10 protein-coding genes and 3 tRNA genes are annotated in these 16541 nt (G+C 55.9%); 7 read left to right on the plus strand and 6 right to left on the minus strand.

Translation table 11 applies throughout. The features are described 5' to 3' along the window. Positions 1-83: 83 nt before the first annotated feature. Genes ptrA through recD form a run of 3 tightly spaced genes read left to right on the plus strand, consistent with a single transcriptional unit; the run spans position 84 to position 8370 of the window. On the plus strand, positions 84-2975 hold the full coding sequence (ptrA, locus tag ABIE29_RS20700) for a pitrilysin (protein WP_429620885.1): 2892 nt from the start codon (positions 84-86) through the stop codon (positions 2973-2975). Continuing rightward, positions 2972-6523, plus strand: a complete 3552-nt coding sequence (recB, locus tag ABIE29_RS20705) for an exodeoxyribonuclease V subunit beta (protein ID WP_429620887.1) — start codon at positions 2972-2974, stop codon at positions 6521-6523. The genes ptrA and recB overlap by 4 nt, the downstream gene beginning before the upstream one ends. Beyond that, on the plus strand, positions 6520-8370 hold the full coding sequence (gene recD, locus ABIE29_RS20710) for an exodeoxyribonuclease V subunit alpha (protein ID WP_429620889.1): 1851 nt from the start codon (positions 6520-6522) through the stop codon (positions 8368-8370). The genes recB and recD overlap by 4 nt, the downstream gene beginning before the upstream one ends. A gap of 60 nt (positions 8371-8430) precedes the next feature. On the opposite strand, the gene argA is transcribed toward recD, so the two are convergent. Continuing rightward, a complete protein-coding gene (gene argA, locus ABIE29_RS20715; protein WP_429620891.1) occupies positions 8431-9756 on the minus strand; it encodes an amino-acid N-acetyltransferase in 1326 nt (441 codons plus the stop codon). A gap of 228 nt (positions 9757-9984) precedes the next feature. Between argA and amiC the strand changes: the two genes are divergently transcribed. Continuing rightward, positions 9985-11235, plus strand: a complete 1251-nt coding sequence (gene amiC / locus ABIE29_RS20720; protein ID WP_429620893.1) for an N-acetylmuramoyl-L-alanine amidase AmiC — start codon at positions 9985-9987, stop codon at positions 11233-11235. 104 nt (positions 11236-11339) lie between these two features. On the opposite strand, the gene ABIE29_RS20725 is transcribed toward amiC, so the two are convergent. The 3 genes from ABIE29_RS20725 to ABIE29_RS20735 all read right to left on the minus strand — a co-directional run bounded on the left by ABIE29_RS20725 (position 11340) and on the right by ABIE29_RS20735 (position 11698). Further along, positions 11340-11416, minus strand: a tRNA-Met gene (locus ABIE29_RS20725). A gap of 63 nt (positions 11417-11479) precedes the next feature. Next, positions 11480-11556, minus strand: a tRNA-Met gene (locus ABIE29_RS20730). Positions 11557-11621: 65 nt separating this feature from the next. Beyond that, positions 11622-11698 (minus strand) — tRNA-Met (locus tag ABIE29_RS20735). A 237-nt stretch (positions 11699-11935) separates the two neighbouring features. Between ABIE29_RS20735 and mltA the strand changes: the two genes are divergently transcribed. Continuing rightward, positions 11936-13081 (plus strand): murein transglycosylase A, encoded by a 1146-nt coding sequence (gene mltA, locus ABIE29_RS20740; protein ID WP_429620895.1) that lies wholly within the window; start codon positions 11936-11938, stop codon positions 13079-13081. A gap of 127 nt (positions 13082-13208) precedes the next feature. After that, a complete protein-coding gene (tcdA, locus tag ABIE29_RS20745) occupies positions 13209-14015 on the plus strand; it encodes a tRNA cyclic N6-threonylcarbamoyladenosine(37) synthase TcdA (RefSeq protein WP_429620897.1) in 807 nt (268 codons plus the stop codon). Here the strand turns inward: tcdA and csdE are convergent. Together csdE and csdA are read right to left on the minus strand one after the other, a co-directional pair. Beyond that, a complete protein-coding gene (gene csdE, locus ABIE29_RS20750; protein ID WP_429620899.1) occupies positions 14006-14440 on the minus strand; it encodes a cysteine desulfurase sulfur acceptor subunit CsdE in 435 nt (144 codons plus the stop codon). The genes tcdA and csdE overlap by 10 nt on opposite strands. Positions 14441-14459: 19 nt before the next feature. Further along, entirely contained in the window at positions 14460-15665 is a 1206-nt protein-coding gene (gene csdA / locus ABIE29_RS20755; protein ID WP_429620995.1) for a cysteine desulfurase CsdA, read from the minus strand. Between the two features lie 193 nt (positions 15666-15858). On the opposite strand from csdA, the gene ABIE29_RS20760 reads away from it, so the two are divergent. After that, positions 15859-16083: a YgdI/YgdR family lipoprotein gene (locus ABIE29_RS20760; RefSeq protein ID WP_024484297.1), complete on the plus strand. Its 225-nt coding sequence runs from the start codon at positions 15859-15861 to the stop codon at positions 16081-16083. Positions 16084-16541 lie beyond the last annotated feature (458 nt).

The raw sequence follows: 16541 nt of genomic DNA on the forward strand, positions 1-16541 counted from the left end.
GCTTCCGGTTGTGTCATTTTGCACCATGCTGTCACCGTCAGGGAGTTGGCGTGACAGCCAGAGAACAGGGGTTTATTTTGGATATGCGCAGACTGTTGACCCGTATTACCGGGTTGATGTTATTGGTTATGTTTTGGGCGCCGTTAAGTTGGGCCGCACAAGGCTGGCAACCGCTGGCGGAAAAGATCAACAAAAGCGATCACGATCCGCGTGAATATCAGGCTATCAAGCTGGATAACGGCATGACCGTACTACTGGTGTCTGACGCGTTGGCACCAAAGTCACTGGCTGCCCTGGCGCTGCCGGTAGGCTCGCTGGAAGATCCCAACAGCCAACTTGGCCTGGCTCACTACCTGGAACATATGGTACTGATGGGCTCCAAGCGCTATCCAGAACCCGAGAACCTCTCTGAGTTTTTGAAAAAGCACGGTGGTAGCCACAATGCCAGCACCGCGTCTTACCGCACTGCGTACTATCTGGAAGTGGAAAACGACGCTTTGGAACCCGCTGTCGACCGCATGGCCGATGCCATTGCCGAACCTATTTTGGATCCCGGCAACGCGGACCGTGAACGCAACGCGGTGAATGCCGAGTTAACGATGGCGCGCTCCCGTGACGGTATGCGCATGGCGCAGGTTGGGGCAGAAACCCTCAATCCGGCTCATCCTAGCGCACGTTTTTCCGGCGGCAACCTCGAGACTTTGCAGGATAAGCCAGGTAGCAAGCTGCATGAAGAACTTGTTGGTTTTTATCAGCGTTACTATTCTGCCAACCTGATGAAGGGCGTACTGTACAGCAATCAATCCTTGCCTGAACTGAGAGCGCTGGCGGTCAAAACCTTCGGCCGCATTCCAAATCACGATGCGAAAGTGCCACCCATCACCGTTCCGGCAGTTACCTCCGAACAGCAAGGCATCATCATTCATTATGTACCGGCACAGCCGCGCAAACAGCTGAAGGTCGAATTCCGTATCGATAACAACAGCGCCGAGTTTCGCAGCAAAACCGATACCTATATCAGCTACCTGATTGGCAACCGCAGTACCAATACGCTTTCCGACTGGCTACAGAAGCAGGGGCTGGCAGATGCCATCAATGCCGGTGCCGACCCGATGGTCGATCGCAACGGCGGCGTATTCTCAATCAGCGTTTCATTGACCGACAAGGGGCTGGCGGAGCGTGACCAGGTGGTGGCGGCGATCTTCAGCTATCTGAATATGCTGCGTGGTGAAGGGATCAAGCAAAGCTATTTTGACGAGATCGCCCATGTGCTGAATCTGGATTTCCGCTATCCATCGATTACCCGTGATATGAATTACATCGAATGGCTGGTAGACACCATGCTGCGCGTACCGGTAGAGCATACGCTGGATGCGCCGTACCTGGCCGATCGTTACGATCCTAAAGCCATTGCGGAACGCCTGGGTCAGATGACGCCGCAAAATGCGCGCATCTGGTTTGTCAGCCCGAATGAGCCACACAACAAAACGGCTTACTTTGTTGAGGCACCTTATCAGGTCGAGAAAATCAGCGCGGAACGCTTCGAGAAATGGCAGCAGTTAGGTAAGGGGATCACACTTTCCTTACCAGGGCTGAATCCTTATATTCCGGATCAGTTTAGCCTGAACAAGCCCTCACATGAGTTCACCAAACCGGAAATGGTGGTAAACCAGCCAGGGTTGCGGGTGCTGTATATGCCAAGCCGCTATTTTGCCGACGAGCCCAAGGCCGATGTGACGGTAGCTTTGCGTAACGCCAAAACCATGGATTCAGCGCGTAATCAGGTGTTGTTCTCGTTAATGGATTATCTGGCGGGGATCTCGCTTGATGAGTTGAGCTATCAGGCTTCGGTGGGCGGGATTAGCTTCTCTACCTCCCCCAATAATGGCCTGATGTTTAGCGCCAATGGCTTTACCCAGCGCCTGCCACAGCTGTTGACTTCGCTGATTGAAGGTTACTCCAGCTTTACCCCAACGCAAGAGCAGTTGGAGCAGGCGAAATCCTGGTATCTGGAACAGTTGGATTCCGCCGAGAAGGTCAAAGCTTTTGAGCTGGCGCTCCAACCGGTACAGATGCTATCCCGCGTGCCTTATTCCGAGCGCAGCGAACGCCGTGCAGTGCTGAAAACCATCACGTTGCAAGACGTGCTGGCTTACCGTGACGGCCTGATGGCCGGGGCCACGCCGGAGTTGCTGGTAGTGGGGAATATGAGCAAGCAACAGGTAGACACGCTGGCCTCTTCACTGAAGCACCGCCTGGGTTGTACTGGTGTGGAATGGTGGCACGGCGAAAACGTCGTGATTGCCAAAAACCAGTTTGCCAACCTGCAGCGCCCTGGCAGCAGCACCGATTCGGCGCTGGCGGCGGTGTATGTCCCAACGGGATATGACGAGGTCACCAGCATGGCATACAGCTCATTATTGGGGCAGATCATCCAGCCGTGGTTCTACAGCCAATTGCGTACGCAAGAGCAGCTCGGCTATGCGGTGTTCTCCTTTGCGATGCCGGTTGGCCGCCAGTGGGGCATCGGTTTCCTGCTGCAAAGCAACAGTAAGCAGCCAGCCTATCTCTACCAGCGCTATCAAGATTTCTACCCGAAGACGGAAAAGCGCCTGCGTGAGTTGAGTGAGGCCGATTTCTCCCAATACAAACAGGCCATGATCAATGAACTGCAACAGCGTCCACAGACTCTGGGTGAAGAAGCGAGCCGCTTCAGTAGCGATTTCGATCGCGGTAATTTTGCCTTCGATACCCGCGAAAAGCTGATCGCTCAGGTTCAGACTCTGACGCCGACCAAACTGGCGGATTATTTCCATCAGGCGGTGATTAAGCCGCAGGGGCTGGCATTGTTGTCGCAGGTGAGTGGCAGCAGCCAGCAGAAAGCCGACTTTGCGGTACCGGGTGAGGATTGGGTCACCTATCCTAACGCCTCGTCCCTGCAGAAAACGCTACCACGTAAAGTGGCGACGCCATGACGAAAGGCGTTCCTCAGCGGCTTGATCCACTGACGTTGCCACTGTTTGGTGAACGGCTGATCGAAGCCTCGGCAGGGACAGGGAAGACCTTCACTATCGGTGCTTTGTATCTGCGCCTGCTGCTTGGCTTAGGCCAGGCAGCGGCGTTTCCACGACCGCTGACGGTAGAAGAGATCCTGGTCGTTACCTTTACCGAAGCGGCGACGGAGGAGCTCCGGGGCCGCATTCGCAGCAATATCCACGCGTTACGCATTGCCTGCGTACGCGGACATAGCTCAGACCCGCTATTTGCCGCGTTGATGGCGGAAATTGGCAATCTGCCCGAGGCCGCAGCGCAATTGCTGGCCGCCGAGCGCCAGATGGACGAAGCGGCGATCTACACTATCCACGGTTTTTGTCAGCGAATGCTCACTCACAACGCATTCGAGTCGGGCATTCTGTTTGAACAAACGCTGGTGCAGGACGAGCTGCCGTTGCGCCGTCGGGCCTGCGCCGATTTTTGGCGGCGTCACTGCTACCCATTGCCACTGGGCGTTGCCCGGGCGGTTAGCCAGGAGTGGAGTGGCCCAGAGGCTTTGTTGAGCGATCTCTCGGGCTATCTGTATGGCGAGGCTCCCACTCTGCGTCAGCCACCGAAAGATGAAGAAACGGTGCTGATGCGCCATGAACAGATAGTTGCGCGGATCGATGCCCTCAAGGGGCAATGGCAGGCAGCGGCGGCTGAGCTGGAGGCGCTCATCAGTCAGTCTGGCGTCGACAAACGCAGCTACAGCAGCAAACATTTACCCAACTGGCTGAATAAGGTGGGGGAATGGGCGGGGCAGGAAACCGAAGATTACCAGTTACCCAAAGAGCTGGAGAAGTTCCGCCAATCGGTACTGCTGGAGAAAACCAAAAAAGGTGAAGCCCCGCGGCATTTGCTGTTTGTGGCGATTGATGAGCTGTTTGCCGAACCCTTGACCCTGCGTGACCTGATCATGGCGCGGGCGCTGAGTGAAATACGCCTTTCCATTCAACAGGAAAAACGCCAGCGTGCCGAACTGGGTTTTGACGATCTGCTCAGCAGGCTGGATGCGGCACTGCAAAGCGCCGGTGGTGAACAATTGGCGCTGGCGATCCGCCAGCGTTATCCGGTGGCGATGATCGATGAGTTTCAGGATACCGACCCACAGCAGTACCGGATCTTTCAGAAACTGTATGTTGGCCGGGAAGAGTGTGGCCTGCTGCTGATCGGGGATCCCAAACAAGCGATTTACGCCTTCCGTGGGGCAGACATTTTTACCTATATGAAGGCTCGTTCAGAGGTAAGTGCCCACTACACCTTAGAGACCAACTGGCGCTCATCACCGGCGATGGTTGGCAGTGTGAACCGCCTGTTTGCCCAAGTGGAAAAGCCGTTCCTGTTTGGCCAAATCCCGTTTATCGAGGTGGCAGCCGCAGCGAAAAATCAGGAATTGGTCTTCGAGTGGCAGAATAAACCACAACCGGCCATGCAGTTCTGGCTACAACCAGGGGACGGGGCCGGAGTAAGTGATTACCAACAATTAATGGCGCGCTTGTGCGCAGCCCAGATCCGCGACTGGCTCAGTGCCGGACAGGCCGGAGAAGCCTGGCTGGTCAAAGGGGAGCAACGCCGCCACGTTCAGGCATCGGATATTACCATTTTGGTGCGCAGCCGCGCCGAAGCGGCACTGGTGCGTGATGCACTCAGCGCGCTGGCTATCCCCTCGGTTTACCTTTCCAACCGTGACAGCGTGTTTGATACGCCGGAAGCCAAAGATTTACTGTGGCTGCTACAGGCGGTGCTGGCCCCCGAACAGGAGCGAACCCTGCGCTGCGCTTTGGCCACCGGGCTATTGGGGTTGGATGCCTTGACGCTGGACGAACTAAACCATGACGAGTCCGCTTGGGATGGTTTGGTCAACGAGTTTGATGAATATCGTAGCCACTGGTTGCGCCGTGGCGTGTTGCCGATGCTGCGTGAGGTGATGGCCAAGCGGCATCTGGCTGAAAACCTGCTGGCCAGCCCGGGGGGCGAACGCCGTTTGACCGATGTCATGCACCTGGGGGAACTGTTGCAGGAAGCCACGGCACAGCTGGACGGTGAACATGCGCTGGTGCGCTGGTTGGCGCAGCAGATCGCTCAGCCGAATCGTCAGTCGGACAATCAGCAACTACGGCTGGAAAGTGATCGTCATCTGGTGCAGGTGATCACCATCCACAAGTCGAAAGGGTTAGAGTTCGATCTGGTGTGGCTGCCTTTTGTGGGGAATTTCCGTCAGCAACAGCAGGTGCTGTATCACGATCGCCAGACCTTTAAAGCCCTGCTGGATCTTAATGCCAACGAAGAAAGCGTGGCCTGGGCGGAAGAGGAACGGCTGGCGGAGGATTTACGCCTGCTGTATGTGGCGCTGACCCGCTCGGTGTATCACTGCAGCATAGGTATTGCGCCGTTGTTCCTTGGCACGCGCAAGAAGCAGGGCGATACGGATTTGCACCGCAGCGCGTTGGGCTATCTGGTGCAGGCAGGGCAGGCAGGCGATGCGGCCTATCTGCAAACCTGCCTGCAGCAGTTGGCAACTCAGGGCATCGCGCTGTCGCTGGTGGATGTGCCGGGTGAACAGAGCTGGCAGCCGCAGATGGCAACCGCCGCAGAGCTGACGGCCAGGCAGTTTCCTCGCAGGATGCAGGACTTCTGGCGGGTAACCAGCTACACCGGTTTGCAACAGCATGGCTCAAGCCGGATGCAGGAGCTGTTGCCACGCCTGGACGTTGATGCTGTTGGTGAGGGCGATATGACTAAGCCACCCGCATTGACACCCCATACTTTCCCGCGCGGGGCGGCCCCTGGGACCTTCCTGCACAGCCTGTTTGAGGAACTGGACTTTACCCAGCCGCTAGATGAACAGTGGCTGCTGGAGCAGTTGCAACAGCAAGGGCTGGAGGAGCATTGGTTGCCGGTATTGTCCGGCTGGATGCAGGTGTTGCTGAATGCGCCGCTTAATAGCAGCGGCGTCACGCTTTCCGCCTTACCGGTGGGAGCCAGGCAGGCAGAATTGCAGTTCTATCTGCCGATCGGCGGCCTGCTGCAAGCGCAGCAGTTGGATAAACTGGTAAAACGCTACGACCCCCTTTCCGCTGGCTGCCCTGAGCTGGATTTCCAACAGGTACAGGGCATGCTGAAAGGTTTTATCGATCTGGTGTTCTGCTGGCAGGGCAAATACTACCTGCTGGATTACAAATCCAACTGGCTGGGCGAAGACAGCAGTGCCTATACCCAAGAGGCAATGGCGCGGGCGATGGCGGAACATCGTTACGATCTGCAATACCAACTCTATACCTTGGCGCTGCACCGCTATCTGGGGCATCGTCTGGCGGATTACGATTACCAACGCCATTTTGGCGGGGTGATTTATCTGTTTTTACGCGGGGTGGATGCCGAGCATCAGGGCAACGGTATCTTTGCCTGCTGCCCAGAGTTCGCTCTGATTGAAGGGATGGATCGCCTGTTTAGCGGTGAAATGGCCGATGTTGAGGATGGGCAATGATTGAGATTTTGCATCAGGCGTTGGCTCTGGGTGCCTTGCGGCCGCTGGACGTGCAATTTGCCCAGGTGGTGGCCAACGATGATGAACCGGATATCCTGCTGGCCGCCGCCTGCCTGAGCTCGGAGGCCGGTGCGGGCCACGTTTGTCTGTTGCTCGAACAGCTATTGCCGGAAAATCTGTTTGATGGCCGACAGCCGGAACTGGCCCTGGCTGCCTGGCAGGCCTGCGGGCAACCTGACGTGGCGAGCTGGCAACAGCGTCTGGCGAGATCGCCTGCAATTAGCGATGGCAGTACGGCAACGCCGATGGTACTGCAACAGCAGCGGCTGTATCTGCAACGCATGTGGCAGAGCGAAGGTGACGTCGCCACATTTATCAGTAGCGATAGTGTGCCACAGGAACTGGAAGAGGTGCAGTTACGCGCCATTCTCGATCGATTGTTTGGCGCGGCCACGGACGAACCTGATTGGCAAAAAATTGCCGCAGCGGTAGCGGCCACGCGCCGCATCGCGATTATTTCCGGTGGCCCCGGCACAGGTAAAACGACTACCGTTGCCAAGCTGTTGGCGGCGCTGGTGCAGCTGGCGAACGGGGAGCGTCTGCGTATCCAACTTGCTGCGCCTACCGGTAAGGCCGCTGCTCGTCTGACCGAATCCTTGGGGATCGCTAGCCGTCAGTTGGATTTAACCCCGGAGCAACGGGCCTTATTCCCTACGGAAGCGGCGACGTTACACCGTTTGTTGGGTGCTCAGCCAAATAGCCAGCGCATGCGCTATCACCGGGGGAACCCGCTGCATCTGGATGTGCTGGTAGTGGATGAGGCTTCGATGGTGGACTTGCCCATGATGGCAAGGTTGATTGCCGCCTTGCCCCCCAAGGCGCGAGTCATCTTCCTTGGCGATCGCGATCAACTGGCCTCGGTGGAGGCTGGAGCCGTGCTGGGGGATATCTGCCGGTTTGCCGAGCAGGGATATAGTGAAGCTCGTGCGGCACAGTTGGCGCGTCTGACCGGTTGCCCCTTGCAGGGGCAGCCAGCGCAGGCCGAGGCAGCGGTGCGTGACAGCCTGTGCCTGCTGCGCAAGAGTTACCGGTTTGATGCCAAATCCGGCATTGGTCAGTTGGCCTTGGCGGTGAATGCAGGCGATAGCAAGCGCGCCCTGGCGGCGTTGAACGGCAGCTATGCCGATGTGGCGGGTTATCCACTGGCAGAAACCGAAGATTACCAACGGCTGCTGGATAGCTGCGTTGCCGGTTATCGCGACTATCTGCGGCTGGTAGCAGAAGGGGCCGGGGCCGTGACGATCCTGGGTGCCTTTGGTCGCTTCCAGCTATTGTGCGCCCTGCGCGAAGGGCCATTTGGCGTTGCCGGGCTGAACGAGCGTATCGAAAGTGGGCTGCAGCGTGCCGGTTTGATTCGGCGTAATCCAGGCCCCACCGGGCGTTGGTATTTAGGGCGGCCGGTGATGATTGGCCGCAACGATAGCGCGCTGGGGCTGTTTAACGGCGATATTGGCATTGCCTTACCCGGTGAGGGCGGCGATCTGCGTGTGCACTTCCAATTACCGGACGGCAGCATCAAATCGGTACAGCCTAGCCGCTTACCGGCGCATGAAACCGCCTATGCGATGACAGTGCATAAATCACAGGGGTCGGAGTTCGACCATACGGCGTTAGTGCTGCCAAATCATTTTCTGCCGGTGCTGACCCGCGAGCTGGTCTATACCGCTATTACTCGTGCACGTCAGCGGCTTTCGCTCTATGCGGTAGACAAGGTGTTGGTAAGCGCAATCCGCACCCCCACACAGCGTCGTAGCGGGTTGGCAGAACGCTTGCAGATCGGGAAGTAACAACGAAGGGGCGCAGCACGCTGCGCCCGTCATGATAATCAATGGGTTAGCTAGGGTAAGTCAAAGATCGGCCAACAGGATCTTCGAGCGGCGCTGGTAGTTATATAAAGCCTGCTTCTGCATCGGCAGCACGTCGACTTCCGCCGGAGTGAAGCCGCGCTCCTGGAACCAATGGATGCTACGCGTGGTCAGCACAAACAGCTTCTGTAGCCCCATCTGGCGCGCCTGGCTCTCTACCCGTTGCAACAACATCTCGCCCCGCGACGAACTGCGGTAATCCGGATGCACCGCCACGCAGGCCATTTCACCAATCTTCTCTTCCGGGAACGGATAGAGTGCCGCGCAAGCGATAGTCAGGTTATCGCGTTCGATAATCGTGAACTTGTCGATCTCCATTTCCAACTGTTCGCGCGAACGGCGGACTAAAATTCCTTGTTGCTCCAATGGGCGGATCAGCTCGAGTATGCCACCGATATCATTGATGGTCGCCCGGCGTACCTGTTCGGCGCTCTCCATGACGATTTGGGTACCGATACCGTCGCGTGAAAACAGCTCCTGTACCAGTGCACCATCCTCCTGATAGCTGATCAGGTGGCTGCGGCGTACCCCGCTGCGGCAGGCCTTTACCGCACCGCGCAGGAAGCGCACGGTGCCAGAATGGTAGTCACCTGCCTCTTCCAATTGCTCGATACGTTTTTGTGCATCGTTGGGGAACAGTTCGGAAAGGATATTGCCTTCCTCATCGGTCACCCCCTGTGATGAACAGAAGCCGATCATTTTCTCGGCCTTCAGCTTGATTGCCAACTGGGTGGCGACTTCTTCCGAGGTCAGGTTAAAGCTTTCACCGGTCACCGATACCGCCACCGGGCCAATCAGCACGATGGCCTTGCTGTCGAGTTGGCGATGAATGGCTTCTTCATCAATACGCCGGATACGGCCGCTGTGGCAATAATCGACGCCGTCATCCACGCCCAACGGTTGGGCGATAATAAAGTTGCCGCTCACTACGTTGATGTGGGCCCCTTGCAATGGGGTGTTATTCAGGCTCATGGAAAGCCGTGCGGTAATATCCAGCTGTAACAAGCCAGCGGCCTGCTTAACCAGCTCTAGCGTATGGGCGTCGGTCACTCGGGTATGCTTATGGTAAATCGGCTCGCAGTTATGCTGTGCCAGATTATTGTCAATCTGTGGCCGCGCGCCGTAGACCACCACCAAACGAATGCCCAGGCTATGTAACAGCCCGATATCGTTGACGATACTGGAAAAGTTTTCATGTTCAATAGCTTCGCCACCCAGCATGACGACAAAGGTCTTGCCACGGTGAGTGTTGATATAGGGAACTGAGTGACGAAATCCTTGCACCAGCTCTGTACTACGTTCCTTCACGGCAAGACCTCATTTGCATATTTATACGGTATTTTTGTATTTTTATTCTTTTATTGCGCCAAAGGCAAGTAGGAAATGAGAGTGATTTTTCTGCCAAATGCGCTAACTGATTAATAAATTGAAAGATCATAAAAAGATTTTCTGATGACAGCGGTGAATGGATTGGGTAAAGTTTTTGCCATTGTTTTTTTTTGCTGTTTTTTTAATCGTTAGTTTTTCCGGAGCCGCATGCCTAACTCTAATCACAATCCGGGTCGCCGTCGTTTGTTGCAGGGGGTTGCTGCAACCTGGTTGCTGAGTGTGAGTCGCGTTGGTTTCGCCGCTGCTTCTCATGTGATTGCCGTACGAGTCTGGCCTTCCTCAACCTATACCCGAGTCACGCTGGAATCCAATGTCCCGCTGAAATACAAACAGTTTGCCCTGACCAATCCAGAGCGCATCGTGGTGGATGTGGAAGGGGTACAGCTAAATAGCGTGCTTAAAGGCATCGCCGGCCAGGTGCGCAAAGAAGATCCCTATCTGAAACAGGCGCGAGTCGGCCAGTTCGACAAAAATACCGTCAGGCTGGTGCTGGAACTCAAGCAAAGCGTCAGCCCGAATATGTTTACCCTGACACCCGTCTCCGAATACCGCAACCGCCTGGTGATGGATCTTTATCCTACCAAAGGGGGCAGCGGTGAAGAGTATGATCCGCTGTTGGCGTTACTGGAAGATTACAACAAGGGCGATCTGGCGCGGACGTTACCGGCAGAAGCACCGCAGGCCGGTAAGGCTGGGCGCGATCGGCCAATTGTGATCGTGCTCGATCCTGGGCACGGCGGTGAAGATCCGGGGGCCATTGGCAAAAATAAAACCCGTGAAAAAGATATCGTGCTGCAGATCGCTCGTCGTCTCAGTGCGCTGATCAAACGCGAACCCAACATGAAAGTGTTTATGACGCGCAATGAAGACGTGTTTATTCCATTAAAGGTGCGCGTAGCCAAAGCGCGTAAGCAGCGGGCCGATCTGTTTGTCTCGATCCATGCCGATGCCTTCAGCAACCGTGCGGCTCGCGGTTCCTCGGTGTTTGCACTTTCCACCAAAGGGGCAACCAGTAACGCCGCCAAGTTTCTGGCGCAAACCCAGAACGCCGCTGACGACATTGGTGGCGTCAGCAAAAGTGGCGATCGCTACCTCGATCACACCATGTTCGATCTGTTGCAAACCGCTACCGTCAATGACAGTTTGAAGTTCGGTAAGGAAGTGCTGAACCGGATGGGTAAAATTAATCGCCTGCACAAGAATCGTGTCGATCAGGCCGGCTTTGCCGTATTGAAGGCCCCGGATATTCCGTCGATCCTGGTGGAAACGGCGTTTATCAGCAATCTGGAAGAAGAGCGCAAGCTGCGCACCAGCCATTTTCAGCAGCAGGTGGCGCAATCTATTCTGGCCGGGATCAAAGCCTATTTCGCCAACGGTGGCGCATTGGCACGGCGTTAAACCAGGCGTAGCCCAAGGAGGGGCGGCGTGGTTAATTGGGAAAGTAGGGGAAATTCAGATACAAAAAAACACCCGTTAAGGTGCTTGTCTGATGTTATCAAGATTGGTTGCGGGGGCCAGATTTGAACTGACGACCTTCGGGTTATGAGCCCGACGAGCTACCGGGCTGCTCCACCCCGCGTCCGTCTTGATACTGATATTATCGAACCAACCCTTCATAGGATACCGCTATTGCCGTATCGGTTGGTTGCGGGGGCCGGATTTGAACCGACGACCTTCGGGTTATGAGCCCGACGAGCTACCAGGCTGCTCCACCCCGCGTCCGTATAATACCTTTTCTTTCATCGAATCCAACCTGTTTTTGATACTGATATCACAGTATCGGTTGGTTGCGGGGGCCAGATTTGAACTGACGACCTTCGGGTTATGAGCCCGACGAGCTACCAGGCTGCTCCACCCCGCGTCCGATGGAAGCGCACTATACTCTCCAGGCATTTTGTTGCAAACCCTTTTTGCATATAATTCATCGAAAGCCATTTTTATGCTGCATTAGTCCCCAATTTGCGTTTTTTTTCATCATAATCATCTGGCTGGGAATTTTTAGCGGTAGCGATTCCTTTATCTATGGCCGTTTGTTATCGTTCAGCCAGTTTACCCGTATCCATTGGGTATGGAACATATCAGTCTGAGAGAGTGTGCAATGAAAGGACGTTGGGGCAAATACCTGCTCGGTGGGTTAGTGGTTGCGGTACTGGCCGGTTGTTCGTCAAAACCGACCGACCGGGGGCAGCAGTATAAAGATGGTCATCTGGATCAGTCGCTGGAGTTGGTGAATCGCCCCAATGCCAGAGGCGCCCCGATCAACGGCCAGGATTACTCCAACCAGCTGATGGAGATTAAATACGCTTCGCCGTCGCTGTTTAACCGCAATAACTCCACCTATCAGGCGGTGCAGAGCTGGATGGCGGCGGGGGCGGATACGCGCCAACTGAACCAGTTCGGCCTCAGCGCCTATCAGATGGAAGGCGTCGATAGTTATGGCAACGTTCAGTTCACCGGCTATTACACTCCGGTGTTGCAGGCGCGTTATACCCAACAGGGCGAATTCCGCTACCCGCTGTACAGCATGCCAGGCAAAGGTAAGCGCCGCCTGCCGGATCGTGCCGGTATCTACTCGGGGGCGCTGGACAGCCGTTACATCATTGCTTACACCAATTCCCTGATGGATAACTTCATGATGGAAGTGCAGGGTAGCGGCTATGTCGATTTCGGCAACGGCCAGCCATTGGTGTTCTTTGGCTATAGCGGCAAGAACGGCCATGCTTACCGCAGTATCGGCAAGGTGCTGATCGATCGCGGTGAAGTGGCCAAGGCCGATATGTCAATGCAGGCCATTCGCCAGTGGGCGGATACCCACAGCGAAGCCGAGGTGCGCGAACTGCTGGAGCAAAACCCATCGTTCGTGTTCTTCCACCCGGTGCCTTTTGCTCCGGTGAAAGGGGCCAGCGCGGTGCCGTTGATTGCCAAAGCCTCCGTGGCTTCCGATCGTTCCCTGATCCCGGCCGGTACCACGTTGCTGGCAGAAGTCCCGCTACTGGACAACAAGGGCAAGTTCACGGGAAAATATGAAATGCGCCTGATGGTCGCCCTCGACGTGGGTGGAGCCATCAAGGGCCAGCACTTTGACATGTACCAGGGGATTGGCCCAGAAGCCGGTCACTCGGCAGGGTTCTATAATCACTATGGCCGGGTCTGGGTATTGAAAGGCGGCAATGCTGGGGCACCGCTGTTTAGCGCCAATCAGCCATTGACCGCCTCGAGTGGTTCCCAACTGGTTACCCGCTAAGTTAGATCGGGGCGAGCATGTTCGACCGTTAGCAGCGCCCAACGTTGTGAGTTCTGTGGGTGTATGAGCGTTCTCAGGGCCGGATCTTCCGGCCCTGACTATTTGCAACCAAGGTAAGTAAAGCGAAATGAGTACAGCCTATTCAGAGGCCTATCTACAGCGTTTTGGCGGCACAGCACGCCTTTACGGCCAGCAGGCATTGGCACTGTTCGCCCAGGCACACGTTTGTGTGATCGGCATTGGCGGGGTCGGTTCATGGGCGGCTGAAGCGCTGGCACGAACCGGCATTGGTGCGATCACTCTGATCGACATGGATGACGTATGCGTCACCAACACCAACCGGCAGATCCATGCTTTGCGCCAGCATGTTGGCCAGTCGAAAACCGAAGTGATGGCGGAGCGGATCCTGGCGATTAACCCGGAGTGCCGGGTGACCTGCGTGGATGATTTTATTACCCCGGACAACGTCGCCGAGTTGTTGAATCATAACTTCAGCTATGTGATTGATGCGATCGACAGCGTGCGCCCCAAAGCGGCGTTGTTGGCCTATTGCCGCCGCTTCAAGATCCCGGTGGTGACTACCGGCGGTGCCGGTGGACAGATCGATCCTACGCAGATCGCCGTGGCCGATCTGGCCAAAACCATCCAGGATCCGCTGGCAGCCAAGCTGCGTGAAAGGTTGAAGAACGACTTTAACGTGGTGAAAAACAGCAAAGGCAAGTTGGGGATCGACTGCGTCTTCTCTACCGAGCCGCTGGTGTATCCGCAGCCGGATGGTTCAGTATGTGCCTCACGCAGTACCGCAGAAGGGCCGAAGAGAATGGATTGCAGCGCGGGTTTTGGCGCGGCGACCATGGTCACCGCGACCTTTGGTTTTATTGCCGTCTCCCACGCGCTGAAGAAGATGGTGGCAAAGGCGGCACGTCAGGCATAGCTGGTAGCGATGGCGTGCACCCTGGCCGCCAAGGCTGCCAGGCCGCTGGCTCGGGTGGCGCTGAGCTGGGCACGCAGCGCCAGGCTATCAAACAAGGCCAGGGGGTCGGTGGCTAATACCTGTTGCGGCGTTTTGCCTTCGACTGCGGTCAGCAGGATCGCCAGCAGGCCGCGCACAATGCGTCCTTCGCTGTCGCCATAAAAATGCAGCGTCCCATCAGCCAACCGCTGGTGTCCCATCCAGACCCGGTTTTCGCAACCGCTCAGTTCCGTCTCCGTTTGCCGTAAATCGGCTGCCAGCGGTGGCAAGCGTTTCGCCAACATGATCAGTTGGCGGTAACGGTCTTCCCACTGTTTTAGCGCGCTGAAGGTGGTTACCAGCATCTCGGCGGTGATTTCACGGCCAAAAGGGTGAGGGGCAAGCATAGGTTCTCCGTTTTGCATCTTATTCCGTCAGTAATTCGATGGCGTTAGCTAACGCCAGCACCAGAACATCGACGTCTTGCGGCGTATTATAAGGCGCAAACGATGCACGTAACGTTCCGCTGACCCCTAATGCGGCAATCAAGGGTTGGGCGCAGTGTTGGCCTGCGCGTACCGCGATGTTCTGTTCGGCTAACAGGGTGACGATATCACTGTGGTGGATCCCGGTGATATCAAAGGCCAGCAGGCTGGAGCCGGAACTGCGGAAGCTGCGAAACCCGGGTAACTGCTGCAAACGCTGTTCGGCATTTTGCGCCAGATCGCGGCTGTATTGTTCGGCGGCGGCCATATCCTGCGTTTCCAGCCAGCTCAATGCGGCACCCAGCCCAAGCACGCCGGCAATATTCGGCGTACCGGCTTCAAAACAGTGCGGCGGTTTTTGTGGCGTAAAGCCGCTGAAAGAAGCCTGAGTCAGCATTTTTCCGCCGCCTTGCCATGGCCCCATTTGGGCCAGCAACGCGGTTTTGCCATACAACGCGCCAATGCCAGTTGGGCCATAGAGTTTATGCGCGGAGAAGGCGTAGAAATCGATATCGAGCCGTTGGACGTCGGCTGGGCAATGCACAATGCCCTGTGCGCCGTCGATCATCACTACCGCGTTCACCGCGTGAGCCATCTCAATAGCCAGCGCGATATCCGGGCAGCCTCCCGTGACGTTGGACATTTGCCCCAGGGCCAGAATGCGGGTTTTCTCGCACAACAGCGTAGGGAGCAGCGTCAAATCTGGCAGGCGATCGGGGCCAATCGGCAGCTTCACCACTTCGGCACCGGTCTGTTCAGCCACCATCAACCACGGGATCAGGTTGGCATGATGCTCCGCCTCGCTAACCAGGATCTGATCCCCGGACTGCAGGCGCGGGCGAGCATAGCTTTGCGCGACCAGATTGATGGCTTCCGTGGTGCCGCGGGTCCAAACGACATTGTCCGCGCAGGGGGCATTTATCAAGGTGGCGACCTGCTGGCGTGCCTGTTCAAAGCGCTGGGTCAAATCCTGCGCCGCACGATGTTGGCTGCGGTGTACGGTGGCGGCATCTGCGCTGTAAAACTGTTGCGTGGCTTCGATCACCGCCTGCGGTTTTAGCGCGGTGGCGGCACTGTCCAGATAAATTCCTGCCTGTTGAAGGGCCGGGAACTGGCTGCGAAACAAGGTAGGCTTAAAAGGCTTCATCGGCTGATTATCAGTGGCTTTGTCAGCCATTGATCCTGTCCTATTTTGCCGTCAGAGACAAGTTATCCCGATCAATTGCCGCCGTTTCCTGGAAATCTGATGAAAGTTTGTTATGCTGAATATTGGCACGAGAATGAGTTCCTTAAATAACAGAAATGAGTTTTACAGCATTTTTATCTACAAGGAGTCAAAAATGAACAAGACAGCCGCAGTTATCTCTGCCCTGATGCTTACGTTTACCCTGTCAGCTTGCTCAAGCAACTACGTCATGCATACCAGCGATGGGCGCACCATTGTCGCCGATGGAAAGCCTAAGGTGGATGACGATACCGGGATGATCAGCTACAAAGACGCCAACGGCGTTGAGCAACAGATTAACCGTGCTGATGTGAAAGAGATGGTGGAAGGTAATCAGTAATTTTCAGGCAAAAAAAAGCACCGCGAAGTTGGCGGTGCTGCATAAAATCACTATGGACAGACAGGGTAAATGTACAGGAAGTGAAAAACAGTAGCCTAGCTACCATGTCCGAATTGGCGGACAAATTGCAAACACAACATCACAACCACAAGCCAAAAGTTCATCGGCATCTTCGATACCCAATTCCTTTTCGTTCCGGCTCGGGAAGTGCCGCCACTATAGGTATTTACTGGCGCATGCTCAACGGACAATTTATAATGGCTCGGATTAAAAAAACTAATGGCAATAGTCCACGCGGATGGGCTAGTGGCGTTAGGTATCATGCAGCCTGATCTCGTTTGCGAAACCCGGCGGTCATTTGTTACATAAATGTAACTAAAGCCGATGAATTGCAAATTGGCCGCTCTGGCGTGTCCCTGCGCTCGCGGCATTTTTCGGTGCAGTTAGGCGGCGGTAAG

Source organism: Serratia sp. 2723, assembly GCF_050434425.1.
GTDB lineage: Bacteria > Pseudomonadota > Gammaproteobacteria > Enterobacterales > Enterobacteriaceae > Chania.

Bases quoted from the DNA above. Each gene is read 5' to 3' on its own strand.
- ptrA (WP_429620885.1), top strand. From the start codon at position 84: ATGCGCAGACTGTTGACCCGTATTACCGGGTTGATGTTATTGGTTATG.
- recB (WP_429620887.1), top strand. From the start codon at position 2,972: ATGACGAAAGGCGTTCCTCAGCGGCTTGATCCACTGACGTTGCCACTG.
- recD (WP_429620889.1), top strand. From the start codon at position 6,520: ATGATTGAGATTTTGCATCAGGCGTTGGCTCTGGGTGCCTTGCGGCCG.
- amiC (WP_429620893.1), top strand. From the start codon at position 9,985: ATGCCTAACTCTAATCACAATCCGGGTCGCCGTCGTTTGTTGCAGGGG.
- mltA (WP_429620895.1), top strand. From the start codon at position 11,936: ATGAAAGGACGTTGGGGCAAATACCTGCTCGGTGGGTTAGTGGTTGCG.
- tcdA (WP_429620897.1), top strand. From the start codon at position 13,209: ATGAGTACAGCCTATTCAGAGGCCTATCTACAGCGTTTTGGCGGCACA.
- csdE (WP_429620899.1), bottom strand. From the start codon at position 14,440: ATGCTTGCCCCTCACCCTTTTGGCCGTGAAATCACCGCCGAGATGCTG.
- csdA (WP_429620995.1), bottom strand. From the start codon at position 15,665: ATGAAGCCTTTTAAGCCTACCTTGTTTCGCAGCCAGTTCCCGGCCCTT.
- ABIE29_RS20760 (WP_024484297.1), top strand. From the start codon at position 15,859: ATGAACAAGACAGCCGCAGTTATCTCTGCCCTGATGCTTACGTTTACC.